The following is a 23,861-nucleotide window of genomic DNA, read 5'->3' as shown; positions in this document are numbered from 1 at the left end:
CTCAACCCTTATTCGGTGATGGTTTACGCGGGCCATTACGCGTGCGTCTTGGACCACGGCGTGTCGGCTGCTTATCGGTGGATGCTGCTTTGTCAGCCCCACCTTCTTTACCAGCCCCGCCTTCTCCACCACGACGCTTACGTGGCTGACGACGCGGTCTAGGCTTGTCATCGGCAAGGCCAAAGTCGATCTTACGATCATCCATGTCTACCCGCGCAACCTGAACCGTCAGCCCGTCGCCCAGGCGGTACGTTGTACCTGTACGTTCGCCTTTAAGACGATGCTTTTCCGCCTCATAGTGATAGTAGTCGGAGGGCAGCGAAGTGACATGCACCAACCCTTCAACATAGAAGTCATCAAGGCGTACAAACAGGCCAAACTGGGTTACCGAAGCAATAGTGCCATCGAAGGTTTCACCCAGCTTGTCAGACATAAACTCACACTTGAGCCAGCTTTCAACATCACGGGTTGCTTCATCAGCCCGCCGCTCGGTCATCGAGCAGTGCTCACCCAGCTCAAGCATTTGCTCAAAGGTGTAAGGGCACCACTTGCTCGGCGGATCGACAGGTGCGCCTTCAACCCGAACCACCGTATTGGTTTGGCGAGGCCCACGAATAACCGAGCGGATAGCGCGGTGTACCAGCAGATCAGGATAACGGCGAATGGGTGACGTGAAGTGCGCGTAGGCCTGGTAAGCCAAGCCAAAGTGCCCCTCGTTCTGCGGCGAATAAACCGCTTGATTCATCGAGCGCAGCATGACGGTTTGGATAATGTCAGCATCTGGGCGATCAATAATCGCCTCGCGTAACGCTTGATAGTCCTGAGGCGTTGGCATATCGCCACCACCCACGGAAAGACCTAGCTCACTTAAGAACAGGCGCAGCTTATCAAGGCGCTCTGGGGTTGGCCGCTCGTGAATCCGGTACAGGGCTGGCAGATCATGTTTATCTAAGAAACGCGCGGTAGCCACGTTAGCTGCCAGCATGCACTCTTCGATCAGCTTGTGAGCATCGTTACGGGTGCGAGGCACAATTTTTTCAATCTTGCGCTCATCATTAAAGATAATCGCCGTTTCAGTGGTATCGAAATCAATCGCACCGCGCTCTTCGCGCGCACTACGCAGCAGGCCGTAAAGCTCGTGCAGATTTTGCAGTGGCTTTACCAGCCCTTTGTACTCATTACGCAGCGCTTCGCCTTCGTCACTCTCGCTATCGAGAATGGCCGCCACCTTGTTATAGGTCAGGCGGGCGTGGGAATTCATTACCGCCTCATAGAACGAGTAGCGACTAATTGCGCCGGTTTTGGAGATATTCATCTCACAAACCATCACCAAACGATCCACTTGGGGGTTTAACGAACACAAACCGTTTGAAAGCAGCTCCGGCAACATCGGCACCACTTGGCCGGGGAAGTACACCGAATTCCCCCGCGTACGTGCCTCGTCATCAAGCGCGGTACCAGGACGCACGTAGTGCGACACATCGGCAATCGCAACCAGCAGCTTCCAACTACCCGACTTGGTCTTCCAAGCACACACCGCATCGTCAAAATCTTTGGCAGACTCATCGTCAATGGTAACCAACGGAAGCTCACGCAGATCGACACGGTGTTGCTTATCTTCCTCTAATACTTCTGCTGAAATACCGCTAGTTTGGTCAAGCACTTCTGGCGGAAACTCAGCGGGGATATCGTAACTACGAATCGCGATATCTATTTCCATGCCAGGGTCCATCCGCTCACCCAGCACTTCGATAACTTCGCCTACCGGCTGAACGCGCGTAGCTGGCTGCTGAACGATTTTCGCAGAAATCACCTGGCCATCTTTTGCGCCAGCGCTTGCGGTATGAGGAATAATAACTTCCTGGGTAATACGAGGATTCTCAGGAATTAGCACGCCAAACTCAGGTGAATTGCTACGGTATACCCCCACAATCGTTTGGGTATTTCGCGCAATCACATCAGCGATGGTCGCCTCATCACGGCCGCGGCGATCACGTCCACTCACTCGCGCCAGCACATAATCCCCGTGGAAAACACGGCGCATCTGGCGTGGTGGCAGCACTAAATCCGGTTTTTTCCCATCGTCGCGCAACAGAAAACCAAAGCCATCTCGGTGGCCTAGCACTTTGCCTTTAATCAGATCCAGCTTATCAATCAAGGCATAGGCACCACGCCGGTCGCGCAGCACCTGACCATCGCGCTCCATGGCGGCCATGCGCCGGCGAACCGCTTCAAGATGATCTTCATCTTCAATGCCGAGCATACGGCTCATATTTTCGTGGGTTATCGGCTTGCCGTACGTTTCCAGGGCAGCTAATAAATACTCGCGGCTGGGCGCAGGATTGTCATACTTTTGCGCCTCGCGCTCGGCGTGCGGATCATCACTTAACGTCCAGTACTTCATGCGATCAACATCCTTGATTGCGTTTGCGGGAGGCAGCTAATGGGCGCAGGCACAGTGCGCTGCGAGCGGGGGGATTCAGCCATTGATTGACTGAAAAACGTCATGTTTTGTTTGATCATAGCTACATTATAGCGCTGCCTGTTCAATCACCCAACCACCTAGCACGGCAATTGTACGTTTTTAACGATAAAAAACAGTTGCCGGGCCTTGCATTTAAGCGTGGCCTCGGTATCATACGCGCCACTTGCCCAGATGGCGGAATTGGTAGACGCGCTAGCTTCAGGTGCTAGTGTCCGTATGGACGTGGAGGTTCAAGTCCTCTTCTGGGCACCATCTTATATCGTGTTACCCCCTTTTCATGATGTAAAACGGTGCAGCGGCAAGCATTAGAAGTAGTATTGAAAAAAGTGTCAGCAAAAAGTTTGTGTTCGCCCAGGTGGCGGAATTGGTAGACGCGCTAGCTTCAGGTGCTAGTGTCTGTATGGACGTGGAGGTTCAAGTCCTCTCCTGGGCACCATACGAATGCAAACAGCGGTACGAAAAACAGCAGTAAAAATAGCAAACATGATATGCCCAGATGGCGGAATTGGTAGACGCGCTAGCTTCAGGTGCTAGTGTCCGTATGGACGTGGAGGTTCAAGTCCTCTTCTGGGCACCATCTCAATAGTCTTGATCCCATCAGTTCCAGTTAAAAACCTATCATTCCCACCTTCAGCTGTTTGCTCGCAATACTTCCTTTTCTAGGCCTTCATTATTTTATTTTTTGTTTAAGTTGTTTTGCTTAAAACTCTTTCCTGCTAGGGCACTGCACTTAGACAACGGTGCTTAGAAAACCGCACTTAGACAACAGTGCTTAGAAAATCACCTAAAATAACCGATTGAGCGAATATATTCGCTCAATCGGTATTTTGCATTATTGAAAACGCCCAGGACGTCGCGCGACCTCTTCTAACGCCCAGCCTTGGGTTCGTAACAGGCCTTCCACTACCGCCTCACGCTCTGACGACAAATCAGGGAAAAAATTCAACCCTGTGCGCGACTCGATCTCATCAATAGTCACCAGATAATCGTCTAACGGTTCATTACCACGAACGTCTTGCGGCATGATAAAAGCTAGTGCCAACGTTGCCTCTTCATCCGGTACAACGATAATTTTGTAAAACGCTTCCGGCACTTCTACGAAACCCACCCGATTAAACACATTATCCATAAAACGCTCTGGAAAAATCGGGCCAGTAATCACCTGCAAACGATCAAAGCGTGGCGCAAAGTGATCCATTACCGACTCTTCTAGACGCTGCCAAAGCTGGCGATTTAAATTAGGCCGCTGAGGCGTCATATTACTCATCAAAAAGGTATCAACCTGGGCACTGCGGCCATGTACCGCTGCAATTGCATAGTTAGGTGCCAAATGCCCACGATCATAACCACTGCCCGCATAACTGTCGGTACCAATTGGCCATAATGTGCGCCAGTCAGCTTTAAAATTAGGTCGTGAACCAATACGCGTGTCATCAGCTACCGCTTCAACTTGATAGCTGACCCACAAGGCATTGGCTCGCACATCTGACCACCCTGCTAAAAAGCCATCGTTTCTCAGCACACGATGAAAAGTGGTTGGATGAAATCCATCCCAGGTGGGCACCCCCATCCATGTATAGTCGTCCTTATGCTGACGCTCCTGAAACTCCCAAAGCCCCGCCCCCACAACGACAAACAGCACAGCGATACCAAGGCGTTTTCCCTGACGACGCCAGCGCGAAAGAGATTTCCCCAACAGACTTACTCCCTAATGTAGATTCTACGCCCTACTTTTTTATGTGTTACGTAAGATGGCTAACTGACTACCAACCTAGCGAAAACATTGTTTCTAGATCGTGACGAGAGTGTACCTGCATCGCATTCAATGTTTCGGTATCGCTGATACCCTCAACAGCATTTAGGCGCTCCGTGACGAGTTCAGCGAGGCTCTCAAAATCAGGTGTACGGGCAATCGCGACCAAATCATAGCGGCCACAGGTCGAATACACTTCACTAATGCCCTCGACATCAGCCAGGCGCTCCGCGACTGCTTTTACTTGGCCTTTCTCGGTATTGATTAAAATCACAGCGTTTTGCATAGTTCCCCCATAGACAGCGTTGATAATCATCTAACTTGCAGCTTGAGGCGAGTATAACAGGCTGCTTGCTAGGGCCAAGCATTGCCCAGTGGCGTGGTCAATTGTCGCGCTTATCATAAGGTTATTCGCACTAATTTTGAGCATGCGCTAGCATGTGTTAGATATCTTCGATTATATAAGTCTTGTCGGAGAATCAAGAGGTGGTTAACCACCCGATAATATTAGCGAACCGTCAGACCGTGACGATAAGGAGACACCATGGCTAATCAAAGCCGTCGTAAGTTCATGCGTAACAGCGTAATGGGCCTCGCCGCCCTACCGTTTGGTGCTGGCATTCTATCAAAGACTGCTTTTGCCCAAGAGTTACCGCGCCTTGATCCTTCTAGTCCAACTGCTCAGGCACTTAACTACGTTGAAGTAGCCAGTGATGCGAGCGATCACCCCGCCTATGAAGAAGGTGAACTGTGCTCAAACTGCATGTTCTTTAATGCAGACAATGAAGGCTGCCAGCTATTCCCGCAAAATAGCGTTGAACCTGACGGCTGGTGTCAATCCTGGACAGCACAAGCGTAATACTATTCGCTGTTGCTACTCTCACTAACGGTTATTAAATCCGCCAGTGAAATTACTCGGCCCTGCAGTCACTGCAGGGCCGAGTTAGTTGAACAAGCACAAACAAGGGCTCATAACGCTACTTGGCATTACCTACCCCACTTCTTTCTCGTTACCCTCTTCTCCAATAGGCCATTGGTAACGACGCGTTACTCGCCCCTCCTCCATTGAAACCAAATGCACTGGAAAGCCCCATAACTGCTGCAAATGGCGAATCACTGGATAAACACTGCGACCAAGGGGCCGACGGCTATCTTGCACATGGTGTAAGGTCAGCGACCGATCACCTCGAATAGCCGCCTCAACGACTTGTATATTCGGCTCACGCACCGACAAAGCGTACTGGGTCGACAGCGCCTCACGTACACGGCGATAACCGCGCTCATTATGAATTGCTGCGACTTCCAGCGTTTCCTCTTGATCATCATCCACTATTAAAAATAGCTTCAAATCACGCATTACTTTGGGAGATAAAAACTGCTGGATAAATGACTCATCTTTAAAGTTGCGCATGGCAAACTCGACGGTATCCCGCCATTGGCTGCCTGCAATATCAGGAAACCATTCACGATCTTCATCCGTTGGTGCTTCACAAATCCGCTTAATATCCATAAAGATGGCAAAGCCCAAGGCGTAGGGGTTAAGGCCACTGTAGTGCGGGCTATCAAAGCTTGGCTGATTGATCACCGCTGCATGGGACTGCAAAAACTCCAGCATCAAGCCTTCATCGACTTTTCCTTCGTCATACAGCCTATTCATTAACGTATAGTGCCAAAAACAGGCCCAGCCTTCGTTCATTACTTGGGTTTGCCGCTGAGGATAAAAGTACTGCGCTAGCTTGCGAACAATCCGCACAATTTCACGTTGCCAGGGTGCCAGCAACGGCGCGTTTTTCTCAATAAAATAAAGCAGGTTTTCCTGGGGCTCAGAGGGGTAACAGCCTCCATGATGCAAGCCAAGCGGGTCATCGTCACTAGCCAAACTGCCAGGCAATGGTGCAACGCCACTGGGGGCCTCGGGAATCGTTCGCCACAACATATTTACCTGGGTTTGCAGATAGGCTTCGCGCTCTTCTTGACGCCTCACCTCCTCTTCTGCAGAAATCGGTGAAGGTCGTTTATAGCGGTCTACCCCGTAATTTTGCAGCGCATGACAAGCATCTAGCAATTGCTCTACTGCATGAACGCCATGGCGCTCTTCGCACTGGGCAATATACTTACGCGCAAAGACGAGATAATCGACGATAGAGTCGGCGTCGGTCCAGGTACGAAACAAATAATTACCTTTAAAGAAAGAGTTATGCCCGTAGCAGGCATGGGCAATCACCAACACCTGCATCATCAAGGTGTTCTCTTCCATCAGGTACGCAATACATGGGTTGGAATTAATCACTAACTCATAGGCAAGACCCATTTGACCGCGCTTGTAGGCCTGCTCAACGGCCAAAAACTGCTTACCAAACGACCAGTGATGATAGCCCACCGGCATGCCTACACTCGCGTAGGCATCCATCATCTGCTCAGTAGTTATCACCTCTATCTGATTTGGATAAGTATCTAGGCGGTACTCATCGGCGAGCCTAGCGAGCTCTTCATCAAAACGTTCCAAGACACTAAAGTTCCAGTCGGAACCGGTCGCTATTGGCTGACGGGCTACACTCATGGCGTACTCCTCGGTTCGCGTTACTGCTCTTGACTCAACCGACGCTTAAACAGCTCACGGAAAACAGGGTAAATATCCCCAGCATCAACAATTTGACGCATTGCAAACCGCTCCGCGAACTGCTCAGCTACAATTTCATACTCATGCCAAAGCGATTGATGCTCATGAGGGGTAATCTCTACGTAAGCGTAATACTGCAACTGAGGCATGAGTTTTTTCACCAACATATCTCGGCAAATATTCGAATCATCATCCCAGTTGTCGCCGTCTGATGCCTGGGCAACATAAAGATTCCACTGCCCTGCAGGATAGCGCTTTTCAATGATGTTATTGACTAATGTAAGTGCACTAGAAACGATGGTTCCGCCGGTTTCGCGGGAGTAGAAAAACTCCTCCTCGTTCACCTCCCGTGCCGCCGTATGATGGCGCACAAACACCAGCTCTACTTTTTCGTAATGCTTCTCCAAAAAAAGGTAGAGCAGTAGGAAAAACCGTTTAGCGATATCTTTATGGTTTTGCGTCATGGAGCCGGAAACGTCCATCACACAAAACATTACTGCTTGGCTGGAAGGCTGTGGCTGCGCTGCCAGCTGGTGATAGCGTAGATCATAGGTATCAATAAATGGCACCGCTTCAATACGCTTTTCCAACCGCTCTACTTCTGCCTTTAGCTCAGCAATTCGTGCGGGATTGCGTAGCACAGAATCTTTGCGCTCTTCGGCAGCAAGCGCCTCTTGCGCGGCTTTTAACGCTCGCTTGATGGGAGCGCGCATCGCAATACGCCGCGCGTAGGCTTCGCGCATTGACCGGGTGATGCTAATTCTTGATGGCACTCCATCGCGAGCTAAGCCCGCTCGCACCATCTTTATTTCTTCAAGCGATTTTAATGGCTTGCGTTGAAGGTGTGGCAACTCAAGACCATCAAACACAAATTCTAAAAACTCTTCACGGCTAAGCGTAAACGCAAATTCGTCGTTCCCTTCACCTTGATTAGATGCCCCCCCTTCCCCCGCCCCGTCTCCACCGCCCTGACCGCCAGGGCGGCGAATTTTATCTCCCTCTAAAAACTCTTTGTTCCCCGGCGATACGATATGCCGCGCACCGCCCGGACCATGCTGAAAGACGGGTTCAGAAATATCCTTGGTCGGAATAGAGACCTTTTCACCTCGCTCCATATCAGTAATCGAGCGGCGGTTAACCGCCTCCTCGACTGAACGCTTAATATGCTTTCGATAACGTTCCAAAAAGCGCTGCCGATTGACCGCGCTTTTATGCTTAGCGTTTGGCCTTCGATCAATAAAGTAGGTCATACGACCTCCCGATTATCCGCTACTGGGACTTGCGCACGCGTAGATACCACTCGGAAAGCAGCCGAACCTGTTTTTCGGTATAGCCACGGTCCACCATGCGCGCTACAAAATCCTCATGCTTCTTCTGATCCGACTTTGACGCCTTAGCATTAAACGAAATAACCGGCAGCAACTCTTCAGTATTGGCGAACATTTTGTGCTCGATCACACCTTTGAGTTTTTCATAAGACTGCCAGCTAGGATTCATGCCGTTATTTTGTGCACGCGCCCGCAGTACAAAGTTAACCACTTCATGGCGGAAGTCTTTCGGGTTGGAAATACCTGCCGGTTTCTCGATTTTCTCTAGCTCATCGTTCAGCGATTGACGGTTCAACAATTCGCCCGTTTCGGGGTCGCGGTACTCTTGATCTTGAATCCAAAAGTCAGCATAAGTGACATAGCGGTCGAAGATGTTCTGCCCATACTCGCTATAAGATTCCAGGTACGCAGTTTGAATTTCCTTACCAATGAAATCGACGTAGCGCGGTGCCAGAAACTCTTTAATAAAGCCGATATAGCGTTCAAACACCTCAGAAGGCAGTTGTTCACGCTCTAACGCTTGCTCTAACACATACAGCAGATGCACAGGGTTAGCGGCGACCTCATTACCATCGAAGTTAAATACCTTAGACAGTATCTTGAACGCGAAGCGGGTAGATAAGCCCTGCATACCTTCATCCACACCGGCCGCGTCGCGGTATTCCTGAATAGATTTCGCACGTGGGTCGGTATCTTTTAGGTTTTCACCGTCGTATACGCGCATCTTAGAGTAGATGCTTGAGTTTTCGGGCACTTTCAGACGCGAAAGCACCGAAAACTGCGCCAGCATACGCAGCGTATCAGGCGCGCAGGGGGCGGCGTTAAGCGAGGAGTCTTCCAGCAGTTTTTGGTAAATCTTGATCTCTTCAGAAACCCGCAGGCAGTAAGGCACCTTAACGATATAGACGCGATCTAGAAACGCCTCATTGTTACGGTTATTACGAAACGCCTGCCATTCCGATTCGTTAGAGTGGGCTAAGATCACACCGTCAAAAGGAATTGCCCCCATGCCTTCGGTGGGGTTGTAGTTACCCTCTTGGGTAGCGGTAAGCAGTGGATGTAGCACCTTGATCGGCGCTTTAAACATCTCAACAAACTCCATCAGCCCCTGGTTCGCGCGACAGAGCCCGCCCGAGAAGCTATAGGCATCGGGGTCATCTTGTGAGTAAAGTTCTAGTTGGCGGATATCAACCTTACCTACCAACGACGAGATATCCTGGTTATTTTCATCGCCCGGTTCGGTTTTAGAAATAGCAATTTGATTTAATCGCGAAGGATAAAGACGCACCACCCGAAACTGGGAAATATCGCCCCCTGCTTCTTTTAAACGCTTGGCCGCCCAGGGCGACATCACGCTGCGCAAATAGCGCTGGGGAATGCCGTACTCTTGCTCTAGCAGTTCACCGTCTTCTTCTGGAGAAAAAAGCCCTAACGGTGACTCATATACCGGCGAGTCTTTAATGGCATAAAACGGGATACGCTCCATCAACAGCTTCAAGCGCTCAGCCAGCGACGACTTACCGCCACCCACTGGACCCAGCAAATAAAGAATCTGCTTACGCTCTTCCAACCCCTGAGCCGCATGACGGAAATACGACACGATTTGCTCAATGGCTTCTTCCATGCCGTGAAATTCAGCAAACGCTGGATAGCGGCGAATAACCTTGTTTGAAAATATACGTGATAGACGCGGGTCTTTCGCCGTGTCGATCACTTCAGGTTCACCAATAGCTTCCAACATACGCTCGGCAGCGCTGGCATATACCTTAGGATCTCGACGACAAAGCGCCAAATACTCTTCAAGGCTCATGTCTTCTTGTTGAACGCGGGCAAATCGGTCTTGAACGTGATCAAAGATGCTCATGGAACTCTCCTATGGTCCATCCCCAAGCAGCTACCGCCAAGCCCAAACATCGAAGCGGCGTGCAAAACGAGGTGTCGCTCTATCAGCGTAGTCAGCATTAGCAAAATGTGATGACTAAACCTTCAACGCATATTGATTAACAATTTGAGCATCACAGGAGAGGGTTAGTTGCGTTGAAACCCATACTTAACAACACACGAAGCGTAGGTACGGGTAGAAGCAGCTGCGCCGCCCAGAGGGCGGCGCAGTCGTAGTATCGGCACTGTTTATCGGCACTATGGATCACTCCAGCACAGATTTCACGTCTGCCAATAATTGATCTAATAATTCAACGGTTGTGTTCCAGGCACACACAAAACGCGCCCCACCGGCGCCTATAAAGGTATAGAAGGTCCACCCTTTAGCTTTCAACGCTTCGATGGAATGGGGTGGCAATTCAACGAAAACGCTATTGGCCTGAGTAGGAAACATCAACGAAACACCTGGCAATGCCTGTAGCCCTTCTGATAAATATCGCGCCATGGCATTGGCATGTTCCGCGTTAGTTAACCATGCGCCACTTTCCAACAGCCCCAGCCAAGGGGCAGAAACATAACGCATTTTGGAAGCCAGCTGACCTGCTTGCTTGCAGCGGTACGAAAAGTCTTCTGCTAAGTCACGATTGAAAAACAAAATAGCTTCGCCAAACGCTAAACCGTTCTTGGTACCCGAGAAACACAGCACATCAACCCCCACCTGCCAAGTCAGCTCGGCAGGGCTAGCCTTAAGACCGGCACAGGCATTAGCAAACCGCGCACCGTCCATATGCAGGCGTAAATCGTGCTTGTCTGCCATCGCGCGTATTGCCAGCAGCTCCTCCCGGGAATACACCGTGCCCACTTCCGTGGCCTGGGTAAGCGACACCACTTTGGGCTTGGGGTAGTGAATGTCACTGCGCTTGGTCACCAACGCTTCGATGCCCTGTGGCGTTAACTTGCCGTTAGCCCCAGGAGAGGTTAGTAATTTTGCGCCATTTGAAAAGAACTCAGGGCCACCACACTCATCGGTTTCAATATGGGCCAATTCATGACAAATAACGCTGTGGTAGCTGCGCCCCATCGCGGAAAGTGCCAGTGAATTTGCTGCGGTGCCATTGAACACAAAAAAAACGTCGCAATCGAAGTCGAACATCTCACGAAAACGGTCAGCTGCGCGGGCGGTCCAACGGTCATTACCATAGGCGAGATCATCAGCTTGGTTAGCTTCCAACAGGTATTCCATCGCCTCTGGGCAAATACCTGAGGTGTTGTCACTGGCCAAAAATCGTGGGGTACACTCCGAGGTCATGGCGATAGTCCTTTTATCTGACGGTCTTGCGGCGCGAGCTGGGTGCCACCCGCACCTTATAAATGGTTAGCTGTGATCTACAGCTATGCTGATCCACCAGTCTATCGCTATTTCAACGTTTACGTCACCTGCTCGGCTCGCCTAGCAATATTGCTAGGCCATGTCATTTAGCTATAGGACAGCAGCAAGACGAGTGCCCTGATCGATGGCCCGTTTTGCATCTAACTCTGCGGCTTCATCAGCGCCACCAATCACATGCACACGCCCACCGGTTTGGTTCAATGGCTTAATTAACTCACGTACCGACTCTTGGCCTGCACATACCACAATAGTGTCCACCGCTAGTACTTGCTCTTCACCCTCACGGCGGATATGCAGACCTGCATCGTCAATTTTCACATATTCACAGCCAGTTAAGGTTTTAACCCCGCGCTGCTTTAGTGAGGCCCGATGCACCCAGCCCGAGGTTTTACCCAGGTTTTTACCTGGCTTAGAGCTTTTACGTTGAAGCATTACAATGTCACGAGGTGACACAGGAGGCATCGGTGACTTTAAACCTCCTCGCTCACTCATTGCTAAGTCGACACCCCATTCATCACACCAGGCCGCCAAATCCATTGCGGGGTGACCTTCATGAGCGAGCAGCTCAGAAACATCAAAGCCAATACCACCAGCCCCAATCACCGCCACGCGCTGGCCGACACGCTCAGGGTGCTCAATAGCCTCGGCGTAGCTAAGCACACTGGCATGGTTGGCCCCTGGTAGCGTCAGTTCACGGGGAATAACACCGGTGGCAATCACCACCTCATCAAACTCGGCCAATTTTTCGGGCGTTGCTGCCGTATTGAGGCGAACGTCCACCGCATGTTTTTTTAGCATGACGCGGAAGTAACGTAGGGTTTCATTAAACTCCTCTTTACCGGGAATTTTACGGGCGTAGTTAAACTGCCCACCCAGCTCGCTACGGCGCTCAAACAGCACCACATCGTGGCCTCGGCTGGCCGCTGCCACGGCGCTAGCTAGCCCTGCTGGGCCACCGCCAACCACGGCTACCCGCTTAGGCGTATGAACTGGTGTTAGGCTGAACTCGGTTTCATGGCACGCCCTTGGGTTGACCAAGCACGAGGTAAGCTTGCCCATAAAGGTGTGGTCTAGGCAGGCTTGGTTGCAGGCAATACAGGTATTAATTTCGTCTGCAAGACCTGCTTCGGCTTTACGCACCCATTCAGGGTCCGCCAGAAACGGACGCGCCATCGACACCATATCTGCATGTCCCTCTGCCAACACGCGCTCGGCAACTTCAGGCATATTGATACGGTTGGTAGTGATCAGCGGGATGGAGAGTGCGGCTTTAATACGCTTGGTGACCTCGGTAAAAGCGGCACGAGGTACGCTGGTCACAATGGTGGGCACTCGAGCCTCGTGCCAACCAATACCGGTATTGATCACATTCGCACCCGCTGCTTCAATGGCTTGCCCAAGCTGCACCACTTCTTCCCAGTTGCTGCCCTCTTCCACTAAATCAATCATCGATAGGCGGAAGATTATCAAAAAACGCTCGCCCACTGCCGCACGAATACGTTTTACAATTTCAATCGGAAAACGGATCCGCCGCTCAAAATCACCGCCCCACGCATCATCGCGCTGATTGGTACGGCGACAAATAAACTGGTTAATCAAATAACCTTCAGAACCCATGACCTCAACACCGTCATAGCCCGCCTGCTGTGCAAGCTGCGCACAGCGCACATAGTCAGCAATTTGCTGTTCAACCTCATCGCTTGAAAGCGCCCGAGGCATAAACGGATTAATCGGTGCCTGCAATGCAGAAGGGGCGACTAGTTCTGGCGAATACGCATAGCGTCCTGCATGGAGAATCTGCATACATAAATGCCCGCCCGCCTCATGAACAGCATCAACAACGCCCTTATGCTCAGCCAGTTGAGACTCATCGGTAAGCGCATTGGCCCCTTGAAACACAGCACCTTCAGCATTAGGAGCAATACCGCCCGTTACAATCAGGCTAACGCCCGCACGGGCACGCTCAGCATAAAAGGCCGCTAAGCGCTCAAAGCCGTTGGGTGCCTCTTCTAAATTAGTGTGCATTGACCCCATCAATACACGATTAGGTAGCGTTAAGTGGCCAATAGTCAGCGGTTGAAACAGATGCGGGTAAGCGGGCGTTTGGTTCATCACGGTGCTCCTTCATTTTGTTAATAGCATTCAAACAAGCGTATGACATACGCCCCACAACGTACAGCCCTTTACCCTGCTTAATCTGTACCTCTTTTGCCGTCTTGCGAAACTAGCGCTCATTATGGCAAAGCACTTGCCCCCTGCGGGAAAGCACGTCACATTACCCTGCTAACGATAAGGGAACGTGCTATGCCATTGATTTACTTTTTACCGCCCCTGGCCACCGTATTGATTTGGTCAGGCAATATGACGATTAACCAATTAACAGTGGGTGCTATTGCGCCTAGCAGTATCGCCTTTTTACGCTGGCTGCTAGCCTTGGCCGTGATGACGCCGTTTGTACTCCCTGCGGTGATACGCCACCGCGATGAAATCTACCGCAACTGGCCAAAATTAGCGCTGCTGGGGCTACTTGGCATGGGGCTTTGGCAAGGTTTAGCGTATGTAGCAGCAGAAACGACCACTGCCACCAATATGGGCATTTTAGCGGCCATGGTGCCCCTACTAACGGTTCTGTTAAGTGCGCTGATTTTGCGCGAACCGCCCACGTTTGGTGGTGTTTTCGGTGGGGTGTTAGCATTTATTGGCGTTACCGTACTGCTTGGCCGTGGCAATCCTTTATCACTGTTACAGCTGCAAGTAGCGTTTGGTGATGCCTTAATGGTCGTGGCGGCCACCTGTTACGCACTCTATGGCGTTATGTTGAAGCGCTGGGCAATGAAACTCCCCCCTTGGGTGATGCTTTATGCTCAAGTCTGCTTTGCGGTGCTATTTCTGCTTCCCCCTTATTTAATGGGCCCAATGACGCCAGTAGACAGCCATAACGTCTGGTTGATTCTTTATGCAGGCATTCCCGCTTCCGTTATCACTACATTTTTATGGATGCGCGCGGTGCGTCAAATAGGTGCGAACCAGTCGAGTATTTTTATCAACTTGATGCCGCTTTTTAGTGCTGTGATTGCTATGGCATTTTTAGGCGAGCAGGTCGCAGGGTTCCACTTTATGGGAGGGCTGCTCATTCTTGCAGGCGTCATCATGGCACAAACGCTGACACGACCACTGGTGCGTGCGGTCGCTGCGGATAAAACGAGCAATGCTCAGCAATGATACAATAGGCTAACTTCATTCGACGGCCGGGAACCCCTGACTATGTCCCTAGAAGAACTGCACCTTAATCTTCGCAACCTTACCAGCGACGACTACGAACAGCTAAAAACGTTGATGGACGCGGTCTATCACGACCTCGGTGGTTCATGGCCTAAGCACACCATTGATAAGCTGATCCAGGAATTTCCCGATGGCCAAATAGCCATTGAGGACGACGGTATGCTGGTGGGCGTGGCGCTAACGGTACAGGTCGATTATGACGAGTTTTCTAACCCGCATAAATATGACGACTTGATCGGCCATCGCGAAACTATTCTTAACGACTCGGACGGCGATGCTATGTACGGGCTGGATGTCCTTATCCACCCAGACTACCGTGGTTATCGTTTGGGCCGGAGGTTGTATGAAGCACGTAAAGAGCTGTGTCGTTCACACAATCTGCGTGCCATTTTGGCGGGCGGGCGCATTCCTGAGTATCACCAGCACGCCAAAGAGCTCACACCGGCGGAATATATCGACAAAGTCTCCCGCAAAGAGATTTATGACCCTATTTTGTCGTTTCAGTTGGCGAACGACTTCCAAGTTAAGCGCCTGCTGCGCAAGTATCTGCCTGAAGATGAACAGTCCCGCGGTTATGCCACGCTCTTAGAGTGGAATAATATTCTATTCGAGCCTGCTGAAAGCGTGCTGGATACCCGCCCAACGCAGGTACGGGTTGGCGCCGTACAGTGGCAAATGCGTGAGTTCGCGTCTGTGGAAGCAGCCCTTCAACAAATTGAATACTTTGTTGACGCGCTGTCAGACTATCAAAGTGATTTTGCCGTCTTCCCAGAGCTGTTTAACGCGCCTCTGATGGGCCTACAAGACCGCGCGGCCCAGCAGGATCAAATGGGCGCGATTCGCTTTTTAGCAGGCTTCACCGAACGCTTTAAAACAGAGCTTTCGCGGATGGCGGTGTCCTACAACATCAACATCGTCGGCGGCTCAATGATTGAAGTCGGCGACGATGACCGTCTTTACAACATTGCATACTTATTCCATCGGGACGGCGAAATTGAAAGGCAGGCAAAGCTGCATATTACCCCCCAAGAGCGCCGTGACTGGGTAATTGAAGGCGGTGACAACCTACAGGTCTTTGACACCGATGCAGGCCGCGTGGGCATTTTGATCTGCTACGACGTTGAGTTCCCAGAACTTGGCCGTCTACTAGCCGACCAGGACATGGATATTTTGTTTGTACCGTTCTGGACAGATACCAAAAATGGTTACCTGCGAGTGCGCCATTGCGCCCAAGCCCGAGCCATTGAAAACGAATGCTATGTGGTGCTGTGCGGTAGCGTTGGCAACTTGCCTTCCATTGAGAACCTGGATATCCAGTATGCGCAATCGGCTGTGTTCTCGCCGTCGGACTTTGCCTTCCCGCATGATGCCGTGCTGGCGGAAACCACGCCTAACACCGAAATGATTTTCTTCTCGGACTTGGACCTGACCCGTCTCACGGTTGTGCGTGCTGAGGGTTCAGTGACCAACCTGAAAGACCGCCGCAAAGATCTATTTGACCTTCGCTGGCGCGACTGGTCCTGGAAATCCGGGGCTAACCTGGAAGAGTAAACCAACAACGCCGCCCAATGAACTGACCACCAGCCGTTGGGCGGCGTTATTTTAAAGCGCTTCTGGCTCAATCAGGCCAAACAAGATGGGCAGGCACACGCCCTTTGCTATCAAACATAACGCCTTCATCGCGCAGTTTCTGATGCTGGCGTTCCGCCCCACCGTGGTCGGCGAGCGTTAACGACGCGGCAATGACACGGTGCCAGGGCAACTGATGCCCTTCTGGCAAATGACGCATCGCCGATCCAACCATGCGCGGCGTTGCGCCATCGGTCATTGCTGCGATACGCCCATAAGTCGTTACCCGCCCAGCAGGAATCTGATCAACAATGGTATAAATCTGTTCGAGCAGCTCTGGGCGTGGCATGGTTACCCTTCGCAATCAGCGTGTTATTACAGTGTTGCGACCAGTTGATCGATTGCTTGGAACGCCTCTTTTAGCGCGGCATCGCGATGATTGTCGCCCATGTTCAACCCTTCAGCAAAGACGATTTCCACATCGCTAATGCCCATTAAACCGAGCATGGCTTTTAGATGCGGCGTTTGGCTGTCTAAGTCAGTTCCCGCGTATTGACCACCGCGAGCAGCTAAAATAATTGCCCGTTTACCTTCAATCAAACCCTGCGGACCGTTTTCAGTGTAGCGGAAGGTTTCGCCAGCGCGCAGTACACGGTCGAACCATGCTTTTAGCTGGGAAGGAATACCTAAGTTATACAACGGCACCGCCAGCACTAGTACCTCATGCGCTCGCAACTCTGCCAATAGCTCATCAGAGTGAGCCGCTAGCGCCTGCTGCTCAGCGCTGCGCTCTTCAGCTGGTGTTTGCCACGCACCAAGTTCTTCAATGGCAAGGTGCGGCAGTGTGTTTGCCACCACATCCCGATGGGTGAGGGCAATATCGCGGGCTTTCACTTTGGCTTTAAAATGATTGGCTAGCGCATTGGACTGACCATTTTCGCCAAGAATAGAAGAAGTAACCAGCAGTGTACGTTGGGTCATGTAAAAATTCCTGCCATATCAGTGAGTTCGTTGGCAGCTATTCTACGTCGCTTTTCGATTAGCAAAAGCGCAACGTTTTCCCAGTTTCATTCTAAAAAAACGAATTGATGCCCAACAAAAAGCCCCACACCGTCAGCTTCAACAGTAGCGGGGCTTTCAACTATCGCATTACCAGGGAGCGATTACTTACGCTTTGGCCACGCGTTAGGGTCTACTTTATCTATCAGCTTGGGGAATTTGCTGGGGTCAAACACTGGCTCTTTGCCTGCTTTTAGCTGTGCGTCATAATCACGGAATAGCGCAAAGGCAATCGGTGACAGCAACAAAATGGCCACTAAGTTAATCACTGCCATCATGCCCATGGAAAGGTCAGCAAAATTCCAGATTGCGCCCAGGCTTGCCACCGAGCCCACCATGACCATACCCAATACCGCCAAGCGATAAATGAGTACCGCCACCGGTGCACGACGGCCTGCTAAGTACTCAATATTAGATTCGCCATAAGAGTAATTAGCGATCACAGAGGTAAACGCAAACAGTAAGATCGCCACGGCAATAAACATACCGCCCCACTCCCCTACGTGGCTAGAGAGCGCCATCTGAGTCAGCTGGATACCATTGTTTTCCTCGCCAGCCAGTAGTTCAGGCCCTGCCATAATGATAATAGCGGCAGTGGCGGTACAAATAACCAAGGTGTCTAGAAACACGCCCAGCATTTGAATAAAGCCCTGTGCGGCAGGATGGTCTGGACGAGTGCTGGCGGTCGCAGCCGCATTGGGCGCCGAGCCCATACCGGCCTCGTTGGAAAACAACCCACGCTGAATACCATTCATAATCGCTTGTGAAATGGCATACCCCATAGCGCCACCCGCCGCCTGCTCTAAGCCAAAGGCACTTTGAATAATGGTCATAAAGGCCGCAGGCAAATCACTTATATTAAGTGCGACTACCACCAGTGCCAGTATTAAGTACAAGAGTGCCATCAGCGGCACCACGAGCTCAGCCACCCTAGCAATCGACTTTAGGCCACCAAAAATAATCGGCGCAACTACTGCCATCAGAACTAACCCCATGGCCCAAGTGGGAATAGCAAACGCCTGTTCCATGGCCTGGGCGATGGAGTTGGCCTGTACGCTGTTAAACGCCAAACCGAACGCAATGATCAAACAGATTGAAAACAGCACCGCTAGCCAGCGAAGCCCTAGACCACGCTCAATATAACGTGCTGGACCACCACGGAATGTGTTATCACCGTGATCGACTTTGTAGGCCTGCGCCAGGGTAGATTCTACAAAACTGGTCGCCATACCCACCATGGCGGTCATCCACATCCAGAAAATCGCACCCGGGCCGCCAAAATAAATCGCGACCGCCACGCCCGCTAGGTTACCAGTCCCGACCCTTGCCGCTAAGCTAGTAGAAAGTGCCTGAAAGGAAGAAATACCACCGTTAGATTGACGCGAACTGCGCAGCAGCTTGAACATGTGGCCGAAATAACGTACCTGAATGCCACGGGTCATGATCGTGAAATAGAGACCAGCCCCGATCAGCAGGTAAATCAGCACACTGCCCCAGAGAAGCCCGTTGCCGCGATCAACCATCGCCGTCAACAGAGGGGGAAGAGTAAAATCCATAGGTAATGCGTCCTTTTTAAAACAATGGAGGCGCATCATTCTTCACGGCTGCACCAAAATGGCAAGAAAAACGGAAAAATTAGTACCGTCGCCGGATTTAAATCTTCATTTCTGCTAGCAACCAGTTAATGTCACTAAAATACGCCGCGAACCACCATGCTCTCGATGCTCTCCCAGCCAAATACCCTGCCATGTGCCCAATGCTAAACGACCATCTCGAACAGCTAAGCAAAGTTGAGTGCCCAATAAGCTAGAAGCAACATGGGCAGGCATATCATCAGGCCCTTCAAGCGTATGACGAAAATAACTCAGCCCTTCCGGTACTAAGCGACGAAGAAAGGCGTCTAAATCATGACGAACATCGGGATCAGAGTTTTCATTTAGGGTAAGCGAGGCAGAGGTGTGCATTAACTGTAGATGTAGTAAACCTTGACTACACTCGGCCAAACACGGCAGCGCTCGGGCAATGTCATTGGTAATTAAATGAAAGCCCCTGGGCGTTTCAGGTAAGTGAATCTCTTGTTGATGCCACATAAACACTCCTTTGTTATCGCTATTGTAGAGGGTTATTGGGTACAGAAATACCATAGCCTATTTGGGCTTCCTTTCGGCAAAAGTAGCGTAAAAGGAAACCGCACATAGCGCTTATTTCTCCATACTGATAGATTTAACACTTATATACCATGCAGTCATAAGGAGCGTTTAATGCTCACTTTCGCACGAACTTCAAGGAAGATACGAATTTCAGGAAAGATACGAATTTCAGGAAAGAGAGCGGGGAAAGCCGCAGGACTAGTAGCAATCAGCAGTGTTGCATTAGCTGGTGCTGGCTGCACTGGCATACCCGATGGTACTGAACCAGTGTCTGGTTTTGAGCTTAACCGCTATTTGGGTCAATGGTATGAAATAGCCCGCCTGGATCACTCTTTTGAGCGAGACTTAGACTGCGTAACGGCGAGCTACAGCTTACGTGACGATGGCGGCGTACGCGTTATCAACCGTGGCTACAACCTCGCAGAGCAAGAGTGGAATGAAGCTGAAGGCCGCGCCTACTTCATTGACGATGAAAACATCGGGCGGTTAAAAGTCAGCTTCTTTGGCCCTTTTTATGGCGGCTATAACGTTTTAGAACTGGATGACGACTATCAATGGGCACTGGTATCAGGCCCAAACCGCGATTACTTATGGATTCTCTCGCGCACACCAGTCATGGAGAGCGCGATGGAAGAGCGACTACGCCAGCGCGCTGCCGAACTCAACTTCCCCACCGATGAGTTGATTGACGTCGTACAAGATCAAACGTGCCCTGAACGTTAATAACACAAGGAGCCACTATGGCCCACCGTATTGCAGTCATCGCCGGCGATGGTATTGGTACCGAAGTCATGCCCGAAGGCATTCGCGCCCTGGAAGTAGCTGCGAAGCGTTTCAAGATTGATTTAGCTTTCACAACGTTTGAATTTGGTAGCTGTGACTACTACTTAGAACACGGCAAAATGCTGCCCGACGACTGGTTTGATCAGTTAAAGGATTTTGATGCGCTGTTTTATGGTGCCGTCGGCTGGCCCGACAAAGTGCCCGACCATATTTCATTGTGGGGCTCGCTGCTACAGTTTCGCCGCCAATTTGACCAGTACATCAACTTGCGCCCCTGCAAACTGATGCCCGGCATCAAAAGTCCATTAGCAGGCCGCGAGCCGGGTGACATCGACTTTTACGTGGTGCGCGAAAACACCGAAGGCGAGTATTCAAGTGTCGGTGGCAAAATGTTCGAAGGCACCGAACGTGAAATTGTTCTTCAAGAGACGGTCATGAGCCGCGTCGGTGTTGATCGAGTTTTAAAGTATGCGTTTGACCTTGCGCAAACCCGTCCGCGTAAAAAACTCACCTCGGCCACTAAATCCAACGGCATTTCAATCACCATGCCCTACTGGGATGAGCGGGTTGCCGAAATGGCCAAGCACTATCCCGAGATTGCAGTAGATAAATTCCACATTGATATTCTGACTGCTAATTTTGTTCTACACCCAGACTGGTTTGACGTGGTGGTTGGCAGTAACCTATTTGGCGATATTCTTTCAGACCTTGGCCCCGCCTGTACAGGTACTATTGGCATCGCGCCCTCCGCTAATATCAATCCAGAAGGTAAATTCCCCAGCCTGTTTGAACCAGTACACGGCAGCGCCCCCGATATCGCGGGTAAAGGCATTGCTAACCCCATTGGCCAAATCTGGTCTGGTGCCATGATGCTAGAGCACTTGGGCTACAAAGAAGCCGCCGATGCAATGGTAACGGCTATTGAAGAAGTGTTAAGCGAAGGCAGCCGCCAAGTACTGACCCGCGACGTTGGCGGGCAAGGTAGTACGGTAAGCCTAGGCCAAGCGATCGCTGAACGTATTGGCGGCTAAGAAAAAATGCCTCGCTGTAAAAACAGTGAGGCATTACGTTTCTAGCGTGTCGGCTGAGGGGAGTTAGCTCGCCAGCTTGGCAGCAATTTCTGCGACATGCTTACCTTGAAAACAGGCAATTTTTAGTTCACGTTCATCCGGCTGGCGTGAACCGTCTCCGCCGGCAAGCGTGGCTGCGCCATAGGGTGTTCCACCGCTCACTTTGGAAATATCAAACTGCTCTTCAATACCATAGCCAATCGGCACAATGACCATGCCGTGATGGGCTAATGTCGTCCAGGTGGAGGTAATGGTCATTTCATCACCGCCACCAGTCCCGGTAGACGTAAACACACTAGCCACCTTGCCACGTAGTGCGCCATTAGCCCACAGCCCACCGGTTTGGTCTAAGAAAGTACGCATCTGTCCCGCCATATTGCCGAACCGCGTTGGCGTGCCAAAAATAACCGCATCGTAGTCCGCAAGCTCCTGTGGCGTCGCTTCTGGCGTGGTGAAGTCTTGTTTACCTCCAGCACTTTTGAAGGCGTCCTCTGGCATAGTTTCAGGAACGCGTTTAACAGTAACGTCAACACCATTAACGCTTTTTGCGCCCTCTGCCACCGCGGCAGCTAACGTATCTATATGGCCGTACATGGAATAATAAAGAACTAATAACTTTGTCATTACTCACTCCTTGTCGTGCTGTCGGATAATACGATGTAAACGCCTTAAGCTTATGAATACCTGCTAGTAAAGTAGCTCAGCTTCGCGTAGAAAAAAGCGAATGTTTTCGACGCGCTGCTTCGATTTTGTCGATGCTTCCCCGTTCTCGCCTTGCGCTTTCAACGCTTGCACACTAGTTTTTTACATCTACTACTCCTACGTTCAATTTTTAACACTTTCTGCTAGAAAAATAGCCACGGAGACAGGCATGACCATTTTCGAAGCTTTGCGAAAAGATCACGATATCCAGCGAGATTTGCTAGCACGCTTGGTGGAAACCCACGGCGACAGTGAAGAGCGCGATAAGCTCTACAAAAAAGTGCGTGCCGAGCTTAAATATCATGCCAACGCCGAAGAGCGTTCACTCTACAACCCCATGATGGATATTGACCTAACCCAGGAAAAAGCTCGCCATAGTGTTGCAGAGCATCATGAAATTGATGAAATGATAGAGCTGCTCGATACGACCGACTACAGCGCAACCAACTGGTTAACCCATGCCAAGCAATTACAACATTTGGTTACCCACCACCTAGATGAAGAGGAGCAAGAGGTCTTTCAACTGGCAGGTCGGGGATTGAAAGAGCAGCAAAAGACATCACTGGCTACGCTGTATCAGGCAGAAATGCAGCGCCAACGTTCAGAATAACGTTTATCTTTAGCCAACCCTAAACAAAAAAACGCTTATGCAGCAGTCTGCATAAGCGTTTTTTTATCGAAAGTTTTTCATGTTCGCACCCGCGTTTTTCATGCTATCGACGTCTCCCCTTGTGGTTAAGCTTCAGCATGTTAAAGGTAAAGCATTACAAAAAGCTGACGCTCCCTGCTCAAGGAAAACTTCATGCTTGGCCAATGGCTAGATTGGACACTCGATGGCAAATCGCCTTCTTCGCAGTTAGGCCGCTTTAAAAGCGGCACCTATCAATTGCATGCGCCGGGAATCTTAGAGATAACCCCAACAACAGTTCAACCAACCGCTCGTGCCTGCGTGTTTTCAGCTGCCATACATGGCAATGAAACAGCACCGGTGGAACTACTGGGCAGTTGGCTCTCTGCTATTGAGGCTGGCACGGTAACGTTAGGCGCACCTGTGTTAGTGATCATAGGCAACCTTCCTGCCTTAAAGGCTCAGCAACGCTTTGTCACTACTAACCTTAACCGTTTGTTTAACCGAGAACTCATCGAGACAGGTGAAGAGCCAGACCGTGCCCGCGAACTGATGTCGGCAGTGGATACCTTTTATGAGCGACACCACACACTGCCCAAACTCCACTACGACTTACACACGGCCATTCGCGACAGCCTTTACACACGTTTTGTCGTCGAGCCCTTCGCAGAGACAGTAATAGATCCTGAGCAGTGGCAATGGCTAGCAGCGGCGGATATGCAAGCAGTGCTGCACCAACACCAACATAGCTGGACATTTTCGCACTATAGTAAGCACTATCATGCAGCCCAATCGTTTACCTTTGAACTAGGCCGTGTTGCGCCGTTTGGAAAAAATGATATGACCGCGTTAACGCCAATGTTAACGCTGATTAGCTCTCTTAGCGCAGGACTAGAGCCGCCCACCAAGCCCGCTGAGACAATGACGTTTTTCCAGGTTAAACATGAGCTAATACGCAAAGCAGCAACATTTAGCCTTTGTTTTGATGAAGACGTTCCCAATTTCAGCCGTTTTGAGCCAGGCACCTGTCTCGCCAAGGATAGCGTAGCGGGGGATTTTATAGTGGGCGATACACCTTTACACGTGGTATTTCCGAACGCCCACGTCGAGATTGGTGCGAGAGCCGCTCTATTGGTCGTTCCAACACATGTCGCTTAACCT

Annotated in this window: 20 protein-coding genes and 3 tRNA genes; 10 read left to right on the top strand and 13 right to left on the bottom strand. The window is 50.8% G+C overall.

All coding sequences use genetic code 11. From position 1 onward, the window contains the following. Position 1: 1 nt before the first annotated feature. On the bottom strand, positions 2 to 2,404 hold the full coding sequence (rnr, locus tag M0220_RS12780) for a ribonuclease R (protein WP_030073324.1): 2,403 nt from the start codon (positions 2,402 to 2,404) through the stop codon (positions 2 to 4). A 246-nt stretch (positions 2,405 to 2,650) separates the two neighbouring features. Here rnr and M0220_RS12775 point away from each other — a divergent pair. From M0220_RS12775 to M0220_RS12765, 3 genes are all read left to right on the top strand, one after another. Then, a tRNA-Leu gene (locus tag M0220_RS12775) sits at positions 2,651 to 2,737 on the top strand. A gap of 97 nt (positions 2,738 to 2,834) precedes the next feature. Beyond that, positions 2,835 to 2,921, top strand: a tRNA-Leu gene (locus M0220_RS12770). Positions 2,922 to 2,975: 54 nt separating this feature from the next. Next, a tRNA-Leu gene (locus M0220_RS12765) sits at positions 2,976 to 3,062 on the top strand. 255 nt (positions 3,063 to 3,317) lie between these two features. Here M0220_RS12765 and M0220_RS12760 read toward each other — a convergent pair. Together M0220_RS12760 and M0220_RS12755 are read right to left on the bottom strand one after the other, a co-directional pair. Beyond that, positions 3,318 to 4,181, bottom strand: coding sequence for a DNA/RNA non-specific endonuclease (locus tag M0220_RS12760; protein WP_264017821.1), 864 nt, complete (start codon positions 4,179 to 4,181; stop codon positions 3,318 to 3,320). A 67-nt stretch (positions 4,182 to 4,248) separates the two neighbouring features. Further along, entirely contained in the window at positions 4,249 to 4,524 is a 276-nt protein-coding gene (locus M0220_RS12755) for an Lrp/AsnC family transcriptional regulator (RefSeq protein ID WP_030073328.1), read from the bottom strand. Positions 4,525 to 4,782: 258 nt separating this feature from the next. On the opposite strand from M0220_RS12755, the gene M0220_RS12750 reads away from it, so the two are divergent. Continuing rightward, positions 4,783 to 5,097: a high-potential iron-sulfur protein gene (locus M0220_RS12750; RefSeq protein WP_030073330.1), complete on the top strand. Its 315-nt coding sequence runs from the start codon at positions 4,783 to 4,785 to the stop codon at positions 5,095 to 5,097. 132 nt (positions 5,098 to 5,229) lie between these two features. Here the strand turns inward: M0220_RS12750 and M0220_RS12745 are convergent, their stop codons facing one another. From M0220_RS12745 to M0220_RS12725, 5 genes are all read right to left on the bottom strand, one after another. Next, positions 5,230 to 6,798 carry a SpoVR family protein gene (locus M0220_RS12745; protein WP_030073332.1) on the bottom strand — a complete coding sequence of 523 codons (1,569 nt, stop codon included), beginning with the start codon at positions 6,796 to 6,798 and terminating at the stop codon, positions 5,230 to 5,232. Positions 6,799 to 6,818: 20 nt separating this feature from the next. Next, the gene (locus M0220_RS12740; RefSeq protein WP_030073334.1) at positions 6,819 to 8,108 is read right to left on the bottom strand and encodes a YeaH/YhbH family protein; all 1,290 of its coding nucleotides are present in this window, start codon (positions 8,106 to 8,108) and stop codon (positions 6,819 to 6,821) included. Positions 8,109 to 8,127: 19 nt separating this feature from the next. After that, the gene (locus tag M0220_RS12735; RefSeq protein ID WP_030073335.1) at positions 8,128 to 10,050 is read right to left on the bottom strand and encodes a PrkA family serine protein kinase; all 1,923 of its coding nucleotides are present in this window, start codon (positions 10,048 to 10,050) and stop codon (positions 8,128 to 8,130) included. A 282-nt stretch (positions 10,051 to 10,332) separates the two neighbouring features. Then, positions 10,333 to 11,376: a threonine aldolase family protein gene (locus M0220_RS12730; protein WP_030073336.1), complete on the bottom strand. Its 1,044-nt coding sequence runs from the start codon at positions 11,374 to 11,376 to the stop codon at positions 10,333 to 10,335. A gap of 171 nt (positions 11,377 to 11,547) precedes the next feature. Next, on the bottom strand, positions 11,548 to 13,569 hold the full coding sequence (locus tag M0220_RS12725; protein WP_264017820.1) for an NADPH-dependent 2,4-dienoyl-CoA reductase: 2,022 nt from the start codon (positions 13,567 to 13,569) through the stop codon (positions 11,548 to 11,550). Between the two features lie 192 nt (positions 13,570 to 13,761). Here M0220_RS12725 and M0220_RS12720 point away from each other — a divergent pair, with 192 nt between their 5' ends. Then, positions 13,762 to 14,679: a DMT family transporter gene (locus M0220_RS12720; RefSeq protein ID WP_264017818.1), complete on the top strand. Its 918-nt coding sequence runs from the start codon at positions 13,762 to 13,764 to the stop codon at positions 14,677 to 14,679. Positions 14,680 to 14,721: 42 nt separating this feature from the next. After that, positions 14,722 to 16,290, top strand: a complete 1,569-nt coding sequence (locus M0220_RS12715) for a bifunctional GNAT family N-acetyltransferase/carbon-nitrogen hydrolase family protein (RefSeq protein WP_030073342.1) — start codon at positions 14,722 to 14,724, stop codon at positions 16,288 to 16,290. Between the two features lie 67 nt (positions 16,291 to 16,357). On the opposite strand, the gene M0220_RS12710 is transcribed toward M0220_RS12715, so the two are convergent. From M0220_RS12710 to M0220_RS12695, 4 genes are all read right to left on the bottom strand, one after another. Next, positions 16,358 to 16,657, bottom strand: coding sequence for an MGMT family protein (locus tag M0220_RS12710; RefSeq protein WP_264017817.1), 300 nt, complete (start codon positions 16,655 to 16,657; stop codon positions 16,358 to 16,360). 26 nt (positions 16,658 to 16,683) lie between these two features. After that, positions 16,684 to 17,289, bottom strand: coding sequence for an FMN-dependent NADH-azoreductase (locus tag M0220_RS12705; RefSeq protein ID WP_030073346.1), 606 nt, complete (start codon positions 17,287 to 17,289; stop codon positions 16,684 to 16,686). 182 nt (positions 17,290 to 17,471) lie between these two features. Then, positions 17,472 to 18,923, bottom strand: a complete 1,452-nt coding sequence (locus tag M0220_RS12700) for an alanine/glycine:cation symporter family protein (protein ID WP_264017816.1) — start codon at positions 18,921 to 18,923, stop codon at positions 17,472 to 17,474. A gap of 114 nt (positions 18,924 to 19,037) precedes the next feature. Beyond that, on the bottom strand, positions 19,038 to 19,457 hold the full coding sequence (locus M0220_RS12695) for a secondary thiamine-phosphate synthase enzyme YjbQ (protein ID WP_030073350.1): 420 nt from the start codon (positions 19,455 to 19,457) through the stop codon (positions 19,038 to 19,040). A gap of 171 nt (positions 19,458 to 19,628) precedes the next feature. On the opposite strand from M0220_RS12695, the gene M0220_RS12690 reads away from it, so the two are divergent. After that, positions 19,629 to 20,240: a lipocalin family protein gene (locus M0220_RS12690; RefSeq protein ID WP_264017815.1), complete on the top strand. Its 612-nt coding sequence runs from the start codon at positions 19,629 to 19,631 to the stop codon at positions 20,238 to 20,240. A 17-nt stretch (positions 20,241 to 20,257) separates the two neighbouring features. Beyond that, positions 20,258 to 21,331, top strand: coding sequence for a tartrate dehydrogenase (locus M0220_RS12685; RefSeq protein WP_030073353.1), 1,074 nt, complete (start codon positions 20,258 to 20,260; stop codon positions 21,329 to 21,331). Between the two features lie 63 nt (positions 21,332 to 21,394). Here M0220_RS12685 and wrbA read toward each other — a convergent pair whose 3' ends face one another. Further along, the gene (gene wrbA, locus M0220_RS12680) at positions 21,395 to 21,994 is read right to left on the bottom strand and encodes an NAD(P)H:quinone oxidoreductase (protein ID WP_030073355.1); all 600 of its coding nucleotides are present in this window, start codon (positions 21,992 to 21,994) and stop codon (positions 21,395 to 21,397) included. A gap of 247 nt (positions 21,995 to 22,241) precedes the next feature. On the opposite strand from wrbA, the gene M0220_RS12675 reads away from it, so the two are divergent. Together M0220_RS12675 and M0220_RS12670 are read left to right on the top strand one after the other, a co-directional pair. Continuing rightward, positions 22,242 to 22,682, top strand: a complete 441-nt coding sequence (locus M0220_RS12675; protein ID WP_030073357.1) for a hemerythrin domain-containing protein — start codon at positions 22,242 to 22,244, stop codon at positions 22,680 to 22,682. A gap of 192 nt (positions 22,683 to 22,874) precedes the next feature. Continuing rightward, positions 22,875 to 23,858, top strand: a complete 984-nt coding sequence (locus M0220_RS12670) for a succinylglutamate desuccinylase (RefSeq protein WP_264017814.1) — start codon at positions 22,875 to 22,877, stop codon at positions 23,856 to 23,858. Positions 23,859 to 23,861: the final 3 nt, after the last annotated feature.

The organism is Halomonas qinghailakensis, from assembly GCF_025820815.1.
GTDB classification, from domain to species: domain Bacteria; phylum Pseudomonadota; class Gammaproteobacteria; order Pseudomonadales; family Halomonadaceae; genus Vreelandella; species Vreelandella qaidamensis.
The sequence above is the reverse complement of the archived record's forward strand: the minus strand, read 5'-3'. Positions and strand labels throughout refer to the sequence as shown.